This window comes from Streptomyces sp. NPDC057424 (assembly GCF_042803315.1).
Taxonomy (GTDB): domain Bacteria; phylum Actinomycetota; class Actinomycetes; order Streptomycetales; family Streptomycetaceae; genus Streptomyces.
The window spans coordinates 19,597-36,451 of sequence record NZ_JBHVCP010000070.1 but is presented as its reverse complement, the minus strand read 5'-3'; the positions used below and the strand labels follow the sequence as shown (position 1 = coordinate 36,451).

Here is a 16,855-nt window from a genome sequence, read left to right as displayed (position 1 = left end):
CTCCCGCCTCAACTCGGTGGTCGCCGAGGTCGACGCGTTCTACGAGGACTACCAGTTCGCTAAGCTCTCCGACGCCCTGTTCCACTTCGCGTGGGACGAGGTCTTCGACTGGTACGTCGAGTTGTCCAAGACGACGTTCCAGGCGGGCGGCGAGGCGGCCGAGGTCTCCCAGCGCGTCCTCGGCGAGGTCCTCGACGTCACGCTGAAGCTGCTGCACCCGGTGGTCCCGTTCGTCACCGAGACTCTGTGGACGACGCTCACCGGCGGCGAGTCGGTCGTCATCGCCGGCTGGCCCGAGGACAGTGGCTTCCGGGACGCCGACGCCGAGCGCGAGATCGAGAGCCTCCAGTCGGTCATCACCGAGGTCCGCCGCTTCCGCGCGGACCAGGGCCTCCAGCCCGGCCAGCGGGTCCCGGCCCGGCTGACCCTGGACGGCACGCGGTTCGCGCCCCACGAGGCGGCCATCCGCCAGCTGCTCCGCCTCCAGCCGGAGGGCGACGCCTTCACGGCCACGGCGACCCTCCCGGTCGCCGGCGCCGAGGTCGCCCTGGACCTCTCCGGCACGATCGACGTGGCGGCCGAGCGCAAGCGCCTGGCCAAGGACCTCGCCGCGGCGGAGAAGGAGAAGGCCCAGGCCGGCGCCAAGCTCGGCAACGAGGCGTTCCTGGCGAAGGCCCCCGACCACGTCGTGGACAAGATCCGCACCCGCCTCGCCAAGGCGGAGGACGACATCGCCCGCATCCAGGCGCAGCTGGAGAGGCTGCCGCAGGCGTAACGGGTTCGTACGGTCGTGAAGGCCCCGGTGCTGGTCAGCGCCGGGGCCTTCACGCAGTTCAGGGGCGCGGGGAACGGCGCGGGCACCCCCCACGGACCCGCGGTCGCCCATGGGCGCAAGCCACCGCAGGCAATGTCAGCCGGTCTCCGTAGACTGGGCCCCGTGAGCGAGCTCCCTCCAGACCACGACGCCGACGACCAGCCCGACCCCCTCGACACCTTCGACGAGATCATCGCGGAGGAAACCACCCGCGACCCCGACCTCGCCGTCATCGAAGCCGGCAGCCGGACCCTGCGCACCCAGGGCGCCCCGCCCGACGCCGACATCCCCACGCGCCCCGCCGACCCCGAGGTCGACAAGGCCCTGCGCGAGGTGGAGACGGAGCTCGCCACCCGCTGGGGCGAGACCAAACTGGAGCCCTCCGTCAGCCGTATCGCCGCGCTGATGGACGTCCTGGGGGAGCCGCAGCGGTCGTACCCGTCGATCCACATCACGGGCACGAACGGCAAGACCTCCACGGCCCGCATGATCGAGGCCCTGCTCGGCGCCTTCGAGCTGCGCACCGGCCGCTACACCTCGCCGCACGTGCAGTCGATCACCGAGCGCATCAGCCTCGACGGCGCCCCCATCGCGCCCGAGCGGTTCATCGAGACGTACCAGGACATCAAGCCCTACGTGGAGATGGTCGACGCCGCGCAGGAGTACCGCCTGTCGTTCTTCGAGGTGCTGACCGGCATGGCGTACGCGGCGTTCGCCGACGCCCCCGCGGACGTGGCCGTCGTCGAGGTCGGCATGGGCGGCTCCTGGGACGCCACGAACGTGATCGACGGGGACGTCGCCGTCGTCACGCCCATAGACCTCGACCACACCGACCGGCTGGGCACCACGCATGCCGAGATCGCCACGGAGAAGGCCGGCATCATCAAGCAGGGTGCGACGGTCATCATGGCGCAGCAGCCGGTCGACGCCGCGCAGGTGCTGCTGAAGAAGGCCGTCGAGGTGGACGCGACCGTGGCCCGCGAGGGACTGGAGTTCGGGGTCGTCGAGCGGCAGGTGGCCGTCGGCGGGCAGCTGGTGACGCTGCGCGGGCTGGGCGGCGAGTACCCCGAGGTGTACCTGCCGCTGCACGGCGCGCACCAGGCGCACAACGCGGCCGTCGCGCTCGCCGCCGTCGAGGCGTTCTTCGGCGTCGGCGCGCAGCGGGCCGACGCGCTGGACCTGGACACGGTCCGCAAGGCCTTCGCCGCCGTGGCCTCGCCGGGCCGGCTCGAGGTGGTGCGCCGGTCGCCGACGGTCGTGCTGGACGCCGCCCACAATCCGGCGGGTGCCCGGGCCGCGGCCGAGGCGATCGGGGAGGCCTTCCAGTTCAGCCGCCTCATCGGCGTGGTCGGCGCGAGCGGCGACAAGAACGTCCGGGGGCTGCTGGAGGCTTTCGAGCCGGTGTTCGCCGAGATCGTGGTCACGCAGAACTCCAGCCACCGCGCGATGGACGCCGACGAACTCGCCGGTGTCGCCGTGGAGGTGTTCGGCGAGGAGCGCGTTCAGGTCGAGCCGCGGCTGCCCGACGCCCTGGAAGCCGCCATCACGCTCGCCGAGGAGGAGGGCGAGTTCGCGGGTGGCGGTGTGCTCGTCACCGGTTCCGTCATCACCGTCGGCGAGGCCCGACTGCTCCTGGGGAGGGGCTGAGTCCCGTGCGCACGCTCTGTTCTTCGACGCTGATCGGCGAGTTCTTCGTCATCGGGTTCGCCGGCCTGGTCGCCATGAAGGACCCCGACCTGTCCATGGCGACCGTGTGGACGGTCAGCGGCATCGCGATGTTCCTGTGCCTGGTGCTGTGCGGCCTGGTGACGCGCCCGGGCGGGGTCGCCCTCGGCTGGGCGCTGCAGATCGCGCTCATCGCGTCGGGGTTCATCGTCCCGACCATGTACTTCCTGGGCGCGATCTTCGCGGCCCTGTGGTGGGCGTCGGTGCACTACGGCCGCAAGGTCGACGAGGCGAAGGCGAGATTCGCGGCCCGGGCGAGCTCCTCCACACCTGACGCTGCGTAACAGGCGCCCCGACCCGCCGGGTAACCTCGTCCCACCGCTAAACCTTTATGCACAAGGAGCCCGTCGTGAGCCAGCGCACCCTCGTCCTCCTCAAGCCCGACGCCGTCCGTCGCGGCCTGACCGGCGAGATCATCAGCCGCATCGAGCGCAAGGCGGGCTGGACGATCACCGCGCTGGAGCTGCGCACCCTGGACCAGGACACGCTGGAGCAGCACTACGGCGAGCACAAGGGCAAGCCCTTCTACGAGCCGCTGGTGGAGTTCATGGCCTCCGGCCCGGTCGTGGCGCTGATCGTCGAGGGTGAGCGGGTCATCGAAGGGGTGCGTCAGCTGGCCGGCCCGACCGACCCGATCGCCGCGGCGCCCGGCTCCATCCGCGGCGACTTCGGTGTGATCGTCCGGGAGAACCTGATCCACGCCTCCGACTCCGAGGAGTCCGCCGAGCGCGAGGTGAAGATCTTCTTCCCCGGCCGGGCGTAGCGTCCGCACCTCACCGGCACATACGGCAGGCCCGGGGGCCGAGGCCCCGGGGCTTTGCCGCATATGCGTGGCGATCGAGGGAACGATGGTCCCCGAACGCCCGTCTCCAGAAGCGAATGCGGTCGGCATCTGCTGACAATGGCGGAGACCCTCCCGCAGTGTTCGCGAAGGCGCGTCTACGATGGAAGCCTTCACGTCACAGCACCCACCTTTGCCTACCTGAAAAGCCCTCAAAAGCTAGTGGGAAGGCCAGACGAATCCTGATGGGGAACTCAATGTCGTTCATCGGCCGTGACATGGCTGTCGACCTCGGGACCGCCAACACGCTGGTGTACGTCAGGGGTCGCGGGATCGTACTCAATGAGCCGTCCGTCGTCGCGATCAACACCAACACCGGTGGCATCCTCGCGGTCGGCGCCGAAGCGAAGAAGATGATCGGGCGCACGCCCGGCAACATCGTTGCCGTGCGTCCGCTGAAGGACGGCGTGATCGCCGACTTCGAGATCACCGAGCGGATGCTCCGCTACTTCATCCTGAAGATCCACAAGCGGCGGTATCTGGCTCGTCCGCGGGTCGTCGTCTGTGTGCCCTCGGGCATCACGGGTGTCGAGCGCCGCGCCGTCATCGAGGCGTCGTCCCAGGCCGGCGCCCGTCAGGTGCACATCATCGAGGAGCCCATGGCCGCGGCCATCGGCTCCGGCCTGCCGGTCCACGAGGCCACGGGCAACATGGTGGTCGACATCGGCGGCGGCACCACGGAGGTCGCGGTCATCTCCCTCGGCGGCATCGTCACCGCCCAGTCCATCCGTGTCGCGGGCGACGAACTGGACAACGCGATCATCCAGCACATCAAGAAGGAGTACTCCCTCCTGCTGGGTGAGCGCACGGCCGAGCAGATCAAGATCACGATCGGTTCGGCGTACGACCTCGACTCCGACGAGCACACCGAAATCCGCGGCAGGGACCTCGTCTCCGGGCTGCCGAAGACCGTTGTCATCTCCGCCGCCGAAGTCCGCAAGGCGATCGAGGAGCCCGTCAACGCGATCGTCGACGCCGTCAAGACGACCCTCGACAAGTGTCCGCCGGAGCTGTCCGGCGACATCATGGACCGAGGAATCGTTCTGACCGGCGGCGGAGCGCTGCTGCGGGGTCTCGACGAGCGGCTGCGCCGGGAGACCGGCATGCCGATCCACATCGCCGAGGACCCGCTGGACAGTGTGGCGCTCGGATCCGGAAAGTGCGTCGAGGAGTTCGAGGCGCTGCAGCAGGTGCTGGACGCCCAGCCGCGCAGATGACATAACTCTTCGATTCCGCCGTACGGGACGATCTCCTCTCGTACGGCGGATCGTTGATATAGAGGCATAAGCTCCCACAAAGCAGCCCCTCGGGTTTCCCTGGGGCTTCCCGAATTCCTATGAGGAAGGGCACGGCCGCCGCACGTGAGGGACACACGAGAGAGCCGGCTGCTCCTGGTGCTGCTGATCGCCATCGCGTTCGCGTTGATCACGGTGGACATCCGCGGTGGGGAGGACTCGCCCGTCGACGGTGCCCGGCAGGGTGCGGCGACGGTCTTCGGCCCGATCGAGAGCGGCGTCTCGGCCGCGGTCGACCCGGTCGGCAACGCGGTCTCCGCCATCCGCGACTCCGGGGAACGGCACGACCGGCTCGCCGCGCTGGAAGAGGAGAACGCGGCCCTGAAGGCGCGCCTCGGCAGCGACGACCGCAGCCGCAGCCGCCTCGAGCAGCTCGACAAGATGCTGAAGATCTCCGGCCGGGGTCAGTACGGCATCAAGGGCGCCCAGGTCATCGCCATCGGAGCCGCGCAGGGCTTCTCCTGGACCATCACCATCGACGTCGGCGCCAGGGACGGCATCAAGCGCGACATGACCGTCCTGAACGGCGACGGGCTCGTCGGGCGCGTCACCACCGTCGGACCCAACACCGCCACCGTCCTGCTCGCCAGCGACCCCGACTTCACGGTCGGCACCCGGATGGAGTCCGGCGACGAGCTCGGCTTCGCGTCCGGCCAGGGCGACCGCCCGCTGCGCGTGGAACTCCTCAACGGCAAGGCGGAGGTGAAGAAGGGCGACCGCCTGGTCACCTTCGGCTCGCAGGCCGACCGGCCGTTCGTACCCGGCGTGCCCGTCGGCGTGGTCTCCCGCGTCGACCCCTCCGGCGGTGGCTTGACCCGCACGCTCTTTGTCACGCCGTACACCGCCTTCACCAAGCTCGACATCGTCGGTGTCGTCGTCGAGGCCCCGAAGAAGGACCCACGTGACACCGTGCTCCCGCCCAAGCCCAAGCCCACCCCGAGGCCGACGGTGACGGTGACCGTGACGCCGTCCGCCGAGGCGCCCGTGGACGGCCAGAACCAGCAAGAGCAGTAGGAGCTGTCATCCCATGCGTGTCAACCGGATCCTGCTCTCCTCCGCCCTGGTCGTCGTCGCCCTGGTGATCCAGGTCAGCGTCCTCGCCCGCCTCCATCTGCCGGGCGCCGTGCCCGACCTGCTGCTGCTCACCGTCCTCGGCCTCGCGCTGGTGTACGGGCATGTGGGCGGCGCCCTCGTCGGTTTCGGCGCGGGCCTGCTCGCCGACCTGGCCCCGCCCGCCGACCACGCCGCCGGGCGCTACGCCCTCGTGCTGTGCGTCATCGGCTACCTCGCGGGCCTGGTGAAGCCCGAGACGGGCCAGCTGAAGTCCGCGACCGGCCCCATGGCCGTGGTGGTCGCCGCCGCGGTCGGCTCGACGCTGCTGTACGCGGGGGTCGGCGCCCTCGTCGGGGACACGGCCGCCCGCCATGTGGGCCTGGGCAGCCTGCTGTTCACGTCCGCCCTGTACGACCTGCTGCTCGCCCCGTTCGTGGTGCCGGTGATCATGGCCCTGGCCCGGCGCGCCGAGAACGACCCGCTCGCCGAGTCGACCTCGGCCGCAGCCAAGGCCTCGGACATCTCCTCCGGCTGGCTCTCCGGCGGCACCGGACTGAAGATCGGCGGCCAGCGCAGCGGGCTGCGCGTGAAGGCGGCCCGAGCGCGGATGGCACGTGCAGGGCGCATCAAGGGGGTCAAGCGGCTGTGAACGCAGGGAAGTTCACCCGAACGGGTCGGTCCAGTAGGAACGCCCGCTCGTGGGCGGGCGTTCATCACTCGTACCCGCACACCCGTACGCGCACCGAGAGGGGGAGGCAGCCGCAGTGACCAACATTCCCGAGACCGGCCGGAACTCACGGGTCCAGATCCGGCTCGTCGTCATCCAGGTCCTCGTCCTCTCCCTCCTGCTCACCCTCGGCGGACGCCTCTGGTACCTCCAGATCCGCGAGGGCGCCGCCTACGCCAAGGAAGCCTCGGGCAACCACGTCCAGCAGGTCGTCCAGCCCGCCGTCCGCGGCTCGATCCTCGACGCACGCGGCGTGGCCCTCGCGGACAACGAGACCCGGCTGGTCGTCTCCGCCTCCCGCACCGACCTGCTGAAGATGAAGGACGACGGCAAGGAAGTCCTCACCAAGCTCGCCAAGGTCCTCGGCATGACGCCCAAGGCGGTCCAGGAGAAGGTCCGGCTGTGCGACGCCAAGACGCCGCAGCCCTGCTGGAACGGCTCGCCCTACCAGCCCATCCCGATCACCGACGAGGCCACCGCCAAGCAGGCCCTCCAGATCCGCGAGCGCGCCGAGGACTTCCCCGGCATCACCGCCGAACCGGAGGCCGTGCGCCGCTACCCGAGCCCGGGCAAGGCCAACACCGCCCAGGTCCTCGGCTACCTCTCGCCGGTCACCGACGAGGAGATCAAGAAGGCGCAGAACACCAACTCGCCGTATCTGCGCTCCGACCAGGTCGGCCGCTCGGGCCTGGAGCGCCAGTACGACAAGGCCCTGCGCGGCAAGGCCGGCGTCACCCGCTACGAGGTCGACAACCTCGGCCGGGTCATCGGCCAGGCCGAGGCCGACCCGGCCCACCCCGGCGACAACCTCGTCACCAGCATCGACTCCCGCGTCCAGCGGATCGCCGAGTACCAGCTGAACGAGGCGATGAAGGAAGCCCGCAAGCAGCACGACCGGAACACCGGCACCAACTACAAGGCCGACTCCGGCGCCGTCGTGGTGATGGAGGCCAAGACCGGCCGCGTCGTCGCCATGGCCTCCAACCCCACGTACGACCCGAACGCCTGGGTGGGCGGCATCTCCGCCAAGGACTACACGCGGCTCACCGGCAAGAGCTCCAACTACCCGCTGCTCAACCGCGCCATCCAGGGCCAGTCGGCACCCGGCTCCATCTTCAAGGTCATCCCGACGGCCGCCGCGGTCAACGCCGGCTACAGCTTCAACGGCCCCTACCAGTGCTCCAGCTCGTACTCGATCGGCGGCCAGGTCTTCAAGAACTTCGAGTCCAAGGGGTACGGCCCGATCAGCCTCGGCCGGGCCCTGGAGGTCTCCTGCGACACCGTCTTCTACCGCCTCTCCCACGAGGAGTGGAAGCGCGACGGTGGCACCAAGCCGAAGAAGAACGCCAACGACTGGTTCTACAAGACCGCCCACCAGTTCGGCCTCGCCAAGGAGACCGGCATCGACCTGCCCAACGAGGTCACCGGCCGCGTCCCCGACCGCCAGTGGAAGCTGGACTACTGGAAGGCCAACAAGGACGCCTGGTGCCGCACCGGCAAGCGCAACGGCAGCTACGCCGAGAAGATCGCCTACGAGAACTGCCTCGAAGGCAATCGCCTGCGCGCCGGTGACTCCGTCAACTACTCCATCGGACAGGGCGACACCCTCGTCACACCGATCCAGATGGCCACGATCTACGGAGCCATCTCCAACGGCGGCACGATGTACACCCCCTCGGTCGGCAAGGCCGTCATCAGCGCCGACGGCAAGACGGTCACCCCGATCAAGCCCCAGGCGAACGGCAAGCTGCCGATGACGAAGAAGCTCCGCAACGAGATAGACGAAGCCCTCGCGGGAGTCGCCACCCGCGGTACGGCCGCCTGGAGGTTCGGCGGCTGGCCGCAGGACAAGATCCCGATGCACGCCAAGACGGGCACGGCCGAGGTCTACGGCAAGCAGACGACCTCCTGGTTCGCCACGTACACCAAGGACTACTCGATCGTCATGACGATCTCCCAGGGCGGTACGGGCTCCGGCGCCTCGGGCCCCGCCGTCCGCAACATCTACAACGCGCTCTACGGCGTCTCCGAGGACGGCGCCATCGACGCGAAGAAGGCACTGCTGCCGACCCCGCAGAAGACCCTGCCGAAGGTCAAGACGGACGGCACCATCTCCTCCCCGAAGGTCTCCAAGGACCCGGCCAAGGACCAGCAGGCGAACAAGAAGGACCCGAACGCCCCGGCCGACCCGCTCCAGCCGGCGACGGCGGCCCCGCCGACGCCCGAGAACCGCGACACCCGAAGGCGCCGCCGCCGGGGAAGCCGGAGGTTGCCAGCATGACCGGCGGCGTGAACAGCTTCCAGGTCTCCGGCTACGGGCCCGAGCGCTCCGGCTGGACGCGGCTGCTGGCCCGCGACTCGGTGGCGCGGCGGCTCGACTGGCCCATCCTGCTGTCGGCGACGGCCCTGTCGCTGCTCGGCACGCTCCTCGTCTACTCGGCGACCCGCAACCGCACGGAACTCAACCAGGGCGACCCGTACTACTTCCTCGTCCGGCACCTGCTCAACACCGGCATCGGCCTCGCCATGATGGCCGGCACGATCTGGCTCGGCCACCGCGCCCTGCGCACGGCCGTCCCCGTCCTCTACGGCTTCTCGCTGCTGCTGATCCTGCTGGTGCTGACCCCGCTCGGCTCCACCATCAACGGCGCCCACTCCTGGATCAAGCTCCCCGGCGGCTTCTCGCTCCAGCCCTCGGAGTTCGTCAAGGTCACGATCATCCTGGGCATGGCGATGCTGCTGGCGGCCCGGGTCGACGCGGGTGACAAGCAGTACCCCGACCACCGCACGGTCGTGCAGGCCCTCGGCCTGGCCGCCGTACCCATGCTGATCGTCATGCTGATGCCCGACCTCGGGTCGGTCATGGTGATGGTCATCATCGTGCTCGGCGTGCTCCTGGCCTCCGGGGCGTCCAACCGGTGGGTGTTCGGCCTCCTCGGCGCCGGCACGCTCGGCGCGGTCACCGTCTGGCAGATCGGGGTGCTCGACGACTACCAGATCGCCCGCTTCGCCGCCTTCGCCAACCCCGAACTCGACCCGGCCGGCGTCGGCTACAACACCAACCAGGCCCGCATCGCCATCGGCTCCGGCGGACTGACCGGCTCCGGCCTCTTCCACGGCTCACAGACCACCGGCCAGTTCGTGCCCGAACAGCAGACGGACTTCGTCTTCACCGTGGCGGGCGAGGAACTGGGCTTCCTCGGCGGCGGCCTGATCATCGTGCTCCTCGGCATCGTCCTGTGGCGGGCCTGCCGCATCGCCCGGGAGACCACGGACCTGTACGGCACGATCGTGGCCGCCGGCATCATCGCCTGGTTCGCCTTCCAGACCTTCGAGAACATCGGCATGACCCTCGGCATCATGCCGGTCACCGGCCTGCCGCTGCCGTTCGTGTCCTACGGCGGATCGTCGATGTTCGCCGTGTGGATAGCGGTGGGGCTGTTGCAGTCGATCCGCGTGCAGCGGCCGATGTCGGCATGACCCCGCGCGGGGTGGCCCTCTGCCGCCCCGCGCCCCGGCAGACTAGATTCGGTTCATGGCGCACAGCAAGCGAGAGATCGAGCGGAAGTACGAGTCGGCGGACAGCGGACTCCCCGACCTGACCGGAGTCGCCGGGATCGCGGCCGTGGCCGACAAGGGCATGGCCCACCTCGACGCCACCTACTACGACACCGTCGACGAACGCCTCGCCGCGTCATCCGTCACCCTGCGCCGCCGCACCGGCGGCTCCGACGCGGGCTGGCACCTGAAGTTCCCCATCGCTCCGGATGTCCGCGACGAGATCCACGCCCCGCTCTCCGACACCCTCCCCGACGACCTCACCGCTCTGGTCCGCTCCCGCGTCCGCAACAGCGAACTGCTTCCCGTGGTCCGGCTGCGCTCAGACCGCGACGTACGCCATCTGCTCGACGCCGACGGCCATCTGCTCGCCGAGGTGAGCGTGGACACCGTGCACGCCGAACGGCTCACGGGGCACGGCGGCGAAGCACGGTGGACCGAGGTCGAGGTGGAACTCGCCGACGGGGGAGACCCGGCCCTGCTCGACAAGGTGGAGAAGCGGCTGCGCAAGGCGGGCGTACGGCCCTCGGCAGCGTCGTCGAAACTGGCCCGCGCCCTCGAGGAGACGGCACCGGGGAAGCGGCGCGCCACCGCGCCCGCCCGGGAGCCGGTGACCGCCGGAGACCATGTGCTCGCCTACGTGCGCACCCAGCGGGACGCCATCGTCGAGCTCGACCCCGCCGTCCGCCGCGACGCCGAGGACGCCGTGCACAGCATGCGCGTGGCCACCCGCCGGCTGCGCAGCACCTTCAAGTCGTTCGGCAAGATCCTCGACCGGACCGTCACCGACCCCATCGCCGACGAGCTGAAGTGGCTCGCCGCGGAGCTGGGCCTGGACCGGGACCGCGAGGTGCTGACCGAACGGCTCACCGCGGCCGTCGACGAGGTGCCCGCAGGCCTGGTCCGCGGCCCGGTCGTGGAACGCCTGCACTCCTGGTCCCGCGCCGAGCACAGCGGGGCCCGCGGCCGCCTCCTCGGCGTCCTGGACTCCCGCCGCTACCTGACCCTGCTCGACACCCTGGACGCGCTGATCGCCGACCCGCCGCTGCTCGAGGCGGCCGGCAAGGAGCCCCACAAGCCCATCGCCAAGGCCGTACGGAAGGACTTCCGCAAGGTGTCCGCGCTGATCGAGCAGGCGGCGGACCTGGAACCCGGCACCGATCGGGACGTCGCGCTGCACGAGGCCCGCAAGAAGGCCAAGCGCACCCGCTACGCGGCGGAGACGGCCAAACCCGTGCTCGGCAAGCCGGCCAAGACCATGGCCAAGTCCATGAAGGCGCTGCAGAACCTGCTCGGCGAACACCAGGACAGCGTGATGGCCCGGCAGGCCCTGCGCGAGCTGTCGGCGGTCGCCCACGCGGCGGGGGAGAGCGCCTTCACCTACGGCCTCCTCCACGAGCGCGAGGAACGGCGGGCGGTACGCGTGGAGGCCGAACTGCCCGGCTTCTGGGACGGGATCAAGGACGGTGCGGCGGACCTCTGACCTTCCGGCGTACGGAGGCTCCCCGCGATCGCGTTAGTCTGGATGGTCACCCCTGTCAGTTCAGTCCAGCTCACGAAGGTGCGCGACATGCCTGCCGAAGTCGCTGCGTCGGTCTTCCCGCAGCTCGAAGCTCTGCTCCCGCATGTGCAGAAGCCGATCCAGTACGTCGGCGGAGAGCTCAACTCCACAGTCAAGGACTGGGACTCCTGTGACGTCCGCTGGGCGCTCATGTACCCGGACGCCTACGAGGTCGGTCTGCCCAACCAGGGCGTCATGATCCTCTACGAGGTGCTCAACGAGCAGCAGGGCGTCCTCGCCGAGCGCACCTACAGCGTGTGGCCGGACCTCGAGGAGCTCATGCGGGAGCACCATGTCCCGCAGTTCACGGTGGACAGCCACCGGCCCGTGAAGGCCTTCGACGTGTTCGGCCTGTCCTTCTCCACGGAGCTGGGCTACACCAACATGCTGGCCGCCCTCGACCTGGCCGGCATTCCCCTGGAGGCCAAGGACCGCGGCTTGGACGACCCGATCGTCCTGGCCGGCGGCCACGCGGCGTTCAACCCCGAGCCGATCGCCGACTTCATCGACTGCGCGGTGATCGGCGACGGCGAGCAGGCGGTCCTGGAGATCACCGCGATCGTCCGCGCCTGGAAGGCCGAGGGCCGCCCCGGTGGCCGCGAGGAGCTCCTCTTCCGGCTGGCCAGGACGGGCGGGGTGTACGTCCCCGGCTTCTACGACGTCGAGTACCTGCCCGACGGCCGTATCGCCCGTGTCGTGCCGAAGCGCAGCGGCGTCCCGTGGCGGGTCTCCAAGCACACCGTCATGGACCTCGACGAGTGGCCGTACCCCAAGCAGCCCCTCGTCCCGCTGGCCGAGACGGTCCACGAGCGCATGTCGGTGGAGATCTTCCGCGGCTGCACCCGCGGCTGCCGCTTCTGCCAGGCCGGCATGATCACGCGCCCGGTGCGTGAACGCTCCATCACGGGCATCGGCGACATGGTCGAGCAGGGCCTGAAGGCGACGGGCTTCGAGGAGGTCGGCCTGCTGTCCCTGTCCTCCGCCGACCACACGGAGATCGGCGACATCGCCAAGGGCCTCGCGGACCGCTACGAGGACGACAAGATCGGCCTGTCGCTCCCCTCCACCCGCGTGGACGCCTTCAACATCGACCTGGCGAACGAGCTGACCAGGAACGGCCGGCGCTCGGGCCTCACCTTCGCCCCCGAGGGCGGCTCGGAGCGCATCCGCAAGGTCATCAACAAGATGGTCTCGGAAGAGGACCTGATCCGCACGGTTTCCACGGCGTACGGCAACGGCTGGCGCCAGGTGAAGCTGTACTTCATGTGCGGCCTGCCGACGGAGACCGACGACGACGTCCTCCAGATCGCCGACATGGCGACGAAGGTCATCGCCAAGGGCCGCGAGGTCTCCCGCTCCAACGACATCCGCTGCACGGTCTCGATCGGCGGCTTCGTCCCCAAGCCCCACACGCCGTTCCAGTGGGCCCCGCAGCTCTCCGCCGAGGAGACCGACGCCCGTCTGCAGAAGCTGCGGGACAAGATCCGCGGCGACAAGAAGTACGGCCGCTCGATCGGCTTCCGCTACCACGACGGCAAGCCCGGCATCGTCGAGGGCCTCCTCTCCCGCGGCGACCGCCGCATCGGCGCGGTCATCCGCGCGGTCTACGACGACGGCGGCCGCTTCGACGGCTGGCGCGAGCACTTCTCGTACGACCGCTGGATGGCCTGCGCGGACAAGGCCCTCGCCCCGTTCGGCGTGGACGTCGACTGGTACACCACCCGCGAGCGCACCTACGAGGAGGTCCTCCCGTGGGACCACCTCGACTCCGGCCTGGACAAGGACTGGCTCTGGGAGGACTGGCAGGACGCCCTCGACGAGACGGAGGTCGAGGACTGCCGCTGGACGCCCTGCTTCGACTGCGGGGTGTGCCCGCAGATGGACACCCAGATCCAGATCGGCCCGACGGGCAAGAAGCTGCTGCCTCTGACGGTCAGGAACGCGGGTCCCGCACCGGCTTCGAGCGGGCACGCGCATTGAGCGGAACCGAGCACCGCTCCGCTGCGCGCTTGCCCTGACGCTGCGGCCGAGCCCCCTGCCTGCCGGGAGGGGGCTCGGTGGTTCCAGGGGCATCGGGTGGCCGGCGATGACTGGTCCGATGCAGCCGGAGAGGACACCGGCTCGCGCCTCGTTCCACGTGCGGGAGGGAGCCTGGGAGGTGAGAGGCGTGTTCTGAGGGGGACCCGCTGAGCAGGCCGGGTTGGTGACGCTTCCCTGGGGGACCGACTCGGTCAGGTTCCCCCAGTTCAGAATGTGTGCTGGGGGAGCCGTCAGGTCAGGCGGCCCTCTTCGCAGACCCGCCGGGCGACCTCGCGGAGCTTGATGTTCTTCTCCTGGGAGTAGCGGCGCAGCACGTCGAAGGCCTGGTCCTCGGTGAGGCGGTGGCTGCCCATGAGGATGCCCATGGCCTCGCCGATGACGTGACGGGTGGCCATGGCCTGCTCCATCTGGGCGTGGCTGCGGGCGCTGGAGAGGGCGACCGCCGCGTGCGAGGCGAGCAGCCAGCCGGCGGTCTCGCTGTCGTCCGTGAAGGACCCCGGCCGGTGCGAGTAGAGGTCGAGCGCGCCGAGGTCCTCGTCCTCGGTGTAGAGCAGGAAGCCCATCATGCTGCCCACGCCCAGTGCACGGGCCCGTGCGGCGTAGGCGGGCCAGCGGGGCTGCTCGGTGGTGAAGTCGGCGATGCGGAACACGCGCTCCCCGTTGCTGGTGCGGGCCGCGTCGAAGCAGGGGCCCTCCGTGAGGCGCTCCTGGAGCCGGTCGCTCTCGACGACCAGGTCGTGGGTGGGTGCGAGTGTCTCCACGCGTTTGCCGTGCAGGAGGAGGATGCCGGCCGCGTCGCACCCGGCCACGTGTTCCGTGGCCGCTGCGGTGATGTGCTCGAGTGTGGCGCCGACCGAGTCCTGGGCGAGCAGGTCACGCGCCATGGCGGCCATCTCCTGTGCGAACACGCGCCAGTCCACTGTCGTCCTCCTCGGTCCGAGTGCTGGGCATGCATGCCTCCTGCCACGGTGTCATGTGCGCACACACCGGTGGGCTGTCGCACCCGATGTTCGTCTTCCCGGCGGTCGCCTCTTGTGGCATCTATCGAATTTCGATAGATTTCCATCGTGGTTCGATCGAAGGAGTGGCGATGGGAAAGCTGGCCGTGGCGGCGTTGCGTGGGGTGCTCGTGGTGCTGCTCGCCGGGTCGTTGTTCGTGCAGGCGGTGATGGTCCCGCTGCTGGCCGTCGACATGAACGGGCTCAGGCCCGAGTACGCGTACCTGCGCACCCCGATCCTCGTGATCACGGTCCTGGGAGTCGTGACGGCCCAGGTCGTCGTGGTCTGCGTGTGGCGGCTGGTGACGATGGTGCGGCGTGGGACGGTGTTCTCCCCCGCTGCCTTCCGCTATGTGCACATCGTGATCGGCGCGTTCGTGGCGGCCGCCCTGCTGGTCTTCGCGCTCGCGGTCGTGCTCGCGCCGGGCGAGGCCGTCGCTCCCGGAGTGGTGCTCCTGCTGTGCGGGGTGGTGGTGGCCGTGCTGGGCGTGGCGCTGGTCGTGCTCGTGCTGCGGATGCTGCTCGCGCAGGCCGTCGCGCGCGACATCGAGGCGGCTCAGATGCAGGCCGAGCTGGAAGAGGTCATCTGATGCCGATCGCCGTCGACATCGACGTGATGCTGGCCAAGCGCAAGATGTCCGTGGGCGAACTGGCGGAACGCGTCGGCATCACCCCCGCCAACCTGGCGGTCCTCAAGAACGGCCGTGCCAAGGCGGTCCGCTTCTCCACCCTCGCCGCGCTGTGTGAGGTGCTGGAGTGCCAGCCGGGAGATCTGCTGCGCTGGGAGACGGACGGGGCGGCGGACCCGGCCGTGCCCTGAGGGAGAACATCGGCCGCGGGCCTCCGGAGACCCGGTACCCGGGCGATCCCCGCGTACGCCCGCAACGGCTTGCGGGAGTCGCCCGGCTGCGGCAGGCGCAGGTCACCCGCGCGTGAGCCGTATGATCTTGCGGCCGAGTGGAGGAATCGCGGGGGATCGGGGCGGGGCTGTGTGGTGCTGGATCCGGACGGGGCGCTGAAGGCGTCTACGACGGTATGGATCTGGAGAAGCATCCCCGCGAGGGTTCCGAGGCGCGGGTCGATCTGCGCAAGCGGCCTGCTGAGCCGCCCGTCCGGCGTGAGCCGGAGCCGCCCGAGGGGTGTCTCGCCGTCGCGATCCGGATTCCCGTGCGGATCATCGTGCTCGTTCTGGTCGTCCCCGTGCGGATGCTGTGGGACGCGCTCGTCGTGGCCGGGCGGTTCCTGAACGACGCGCTGCTCCGGCCGCTCGGGCGGGCGCTGCTGTGGCTCGGGCGGGCGGTGTTCGTCTGGCCGTTCGCCGGGCTGTGGCGCTACGTCGTCGTCCCGGTGGGCAGGGCCCTCGGATGGCTGGGGAACGTCCTCGTCGTCGTGCCGCTGGTCTGGCTCTACCGGTATGTGCTGACCCCCGTGGGGCACGCGATCGCGTGGGCCGTCCGGGGTGTCGGGGCCGGGGCCGGCTGGATCGCCAGGGGCGTGGGAGCCGCGCTCGGCTGGGTGTACGCCCATCTGCTCACGCCCGTCGGGCACGCGGTGATGTGGGTTGTGAAGGGGCTCGGCGCCGTGCTCGCCGCGCTCGGTATAGGTGTCCGGACGGTTCTGGCCTGGCTCGCGACGTACCTCGTCGCCGTACCCGCCGTCTGGCTGTACACGTGGGTGCTCGCGCCCGTCGGCCGCGCGGTCGTCTGGTGCGGAAAGGGGCTCGTGTGGCTGGTGAGCACGGCCGTCACCGGCGTCGGCACGGCCCTCTACTGGATCGCCCGCATCCTGCTGGTCCTGCCCGCGCTCGCCCTCTGGCGCTGGATCCTCACCCCGGCCGGACGCGTCCTCGCCGTCATCGGGCGGGAGGTGCGGGACGCGCTCGGCCACGCATGGCGCGTCGCCGGGCACATCTCGCTTGCCGTCGGGCGGTTCCTCGGCACCCTCTTCCGGTGGCTCCTCGTCGAACCGGTGCGATGGGTGTACCGCAGCGTGCTGACGCCCGTCGGGCACGTCGTACGGGACGCCGTCTGGCGGCCCGCCGCCGAGGCCGCCCGCAGTGTGGGGCGGGCCACCCGGCAGGCGCTGGCCGCCGCGCGGCAGTCCGTGCGGCAGGCCCGAGCCGACGTTCGGCGGATGCTCTTCGGCGAGCCGCGGCAGCCGCGTCCGGTCGGCCGGAGGGAACCATCGGCGCGCGAGGCACGTACTCTTGGTAGCAGTACGACCGCTCTCACGAAGGACTGAAC

At 70.1% G+C, this 16,855-nt stretch carries 15 protein-coding genes; 14 read left to right on the top strand and 1 reads right to left on the bottom strand.

Annotation, left to right across the window (positions count from 1 at the left end):
- The 11 genes from ACFU3E_RS34090 to ACFU3E_RS34040 all read left to right on the top strand — a co-directional run.
- Positions 1-775 (top strand): class I tRNA ligase family protein (locus ACFU3E_RS34090; protein WP_384167259.1); only part of this gene is annotated, 775 nt, incomplete at its 5' end.
- A gap of 162 nt (positions 776-937) precedes the next feature.
- Entirely contained in the window at positions 938-2,461 is a 1,524-nt protein-coding gene (locus tag ACFU3E_RS34085) for a bifunctional folylpolyglutamate synthase/dihydrofolate synthase (RefSeq protein WP_384167246.1), read from the top strand.
- A 5-nt stretch (positions 2,462-2,466) separates the two neighbouring features.
- On the top strand, positions 2,467-2,823 hold the full coding sequence (locus ACFU3E_RS34080; protein WP_384167243.1) for a DUF4233 domain-containing protein: 357 nt from the start codon (positions 2,467-2,469) through the stop codon (positions 2,821-2,823).
- A gap of 65 nt (positions 2,824-2,888) precedes the next feature.
- A complete protein-coding gene (gene ndk, locus ACFU3E_RS34075) occupies positions 2,889-3,302 on the top strand; it encodes a nucleoside-diphosphate kinase (protein WP_031130869.1) in 414 nt (137 codons plus the stop codon).
- Positions 3,303-3,577: 275 nt separating this feature from the next.
- A complete protein-coding gene (locus ACFU3E_RS34070) occupies positions 3,578-4,597 on the top strand; it encodes a rod shape-determining protein (RefSeq protein WP_004001297.1) in 1,020 nt (339 codons plus the stop codon).
- Between the two features lie 144 nt (positions 4,598-4,741).
- Positions 4,742-5,689, top strand: a complete 948-nt coding sequence (gene mreC, locus ACFU3E_RS34065; RefSeq protein ID WP_384167239.1) for a rod shape-determining protein MreC — start codon at positions 4,742-4,744, stop codon at positions 5,687-5,689.
- Positions 5,690-5,702: 13 nt separating this feature from the next.
- Positions 5,703-6,377, top strand: coding sequence for a rod shape-determining protein MreD (mreD, locus tag ACFU3E_RS34060; protein ID WP_384167237.1), 675 nt, complete (start codon positions 5,703-5,705; stop codon positions 6,375-6,377).
- Between the two features lie 115 nt (positions 6,378-6,492).
- Positions 6,493-8,736, top strand: coding sequence for a penicillin-binding protein 2 (gene mrdA, locus ACFU3E_RS34055; RefSeq protein WP_384167234.1), 2,244 nt, complete (start codon positions 6,493-6,495; stop codon positions 8,734-8,736).
- Complete coding sequence (gene rodA, locus ACFU3E_RS34050; protein WP_384167231.1) at positions 8,733-9,935, top strand: rod shape-determining protein RodA; 1,203 nt, start codon at positions 8,733-8,735, stop codon at positions 9,933-9,935. Before mrdA ends, rodA begins: the two co-directional genes overlap by 4 nt.
- 55 nt (positions 9,936-9,990) lie before the next feature.
- Entirely contained in the window at positions 9,991-11,496 is a 1,506-nt protein-coding gene (locus ACFU3E_RS34045) for a CHAD domain-containing protein (RefSeq protein ID WP_384167228.1), read from the top strand.
- An 87-nt stretch (positions 11,497-11,583) separates the two neighbouring features.
- Positions 11,584-13,554 (top strand): TIGR03960 family B12-binding radical SAM protein, encoded by a 1,971-nt coding sequence (locus ACFU3E_RS34040; protein WP_384167225.1) that lies wholly within the window; start codon positions 11,584-11,586, stop codon positions 13,552-13,554.
- Between the two features lie 290 nt (positions 13,555-13,844).
- On the opposite strand, the gene ACFU3E_RS34035 is transcribed toward ACFU3E_RS34040, so the two are convergent.
- Complete coding sequence (locus ACFU3E_RS34035; protein WP_384167222.1) at positions 13,845-14,534, bottom strand: GAF and ANTAR domain-containing protein; 690 nt, start codon at positions 14,532-14,534, stop codon at positions 13,845-13,847.
- 170 nt (positions 14,535-14,704) lie between these two features.
- Here ACFU3E_RS34035 and ACFU3E_RS34030 point away from each other — a divergent pair, with 170 nt between their 5' ends.
- The 3 genes from ACFU3E_RS34030 (at position 14,705) to ACFU3E_RS34020 (ending at position 16,853) form a co-directional block, all read left to right on the top strand.
- Complete coding sequence (locus ACFU3E_RS34030) at positions 14,705-15,202, top strand: DUF2975 domain-containing protein (protein WP_384167219.1); 498 nt, start codon at positions 14,705-14,707, stop codon at positions 15,200-15,202.
- Positions 15,202-15,432 (top strand): helix-turn-helix domain-containing protein, encoded by a 231-nt coding sequence (locus tag ACFU3E_RS34025; RefSeq protein ID WP_384167216.1) that lies wholly within the window; start codon positions 15,202-15,204, stop codon positions 15,430-15,432. Before ACFU3E_RS34030 ends, ACFU3E_RS34025 begins: the two co-directional genes overlap by 1 nt.
- 215 nt (positions 15,433-15,647) lie before the next feature.
- Entirely contained in the window at positions 15,648-16,853 is a 1,206-nt protein-coding gene (locus tag ACFU3E_RS34020; protein WP_384167213.1) for a hypothetical protein, read from the top strand.
- Positions 16,854-16,855: the final 2 nt, after the last annotated feature.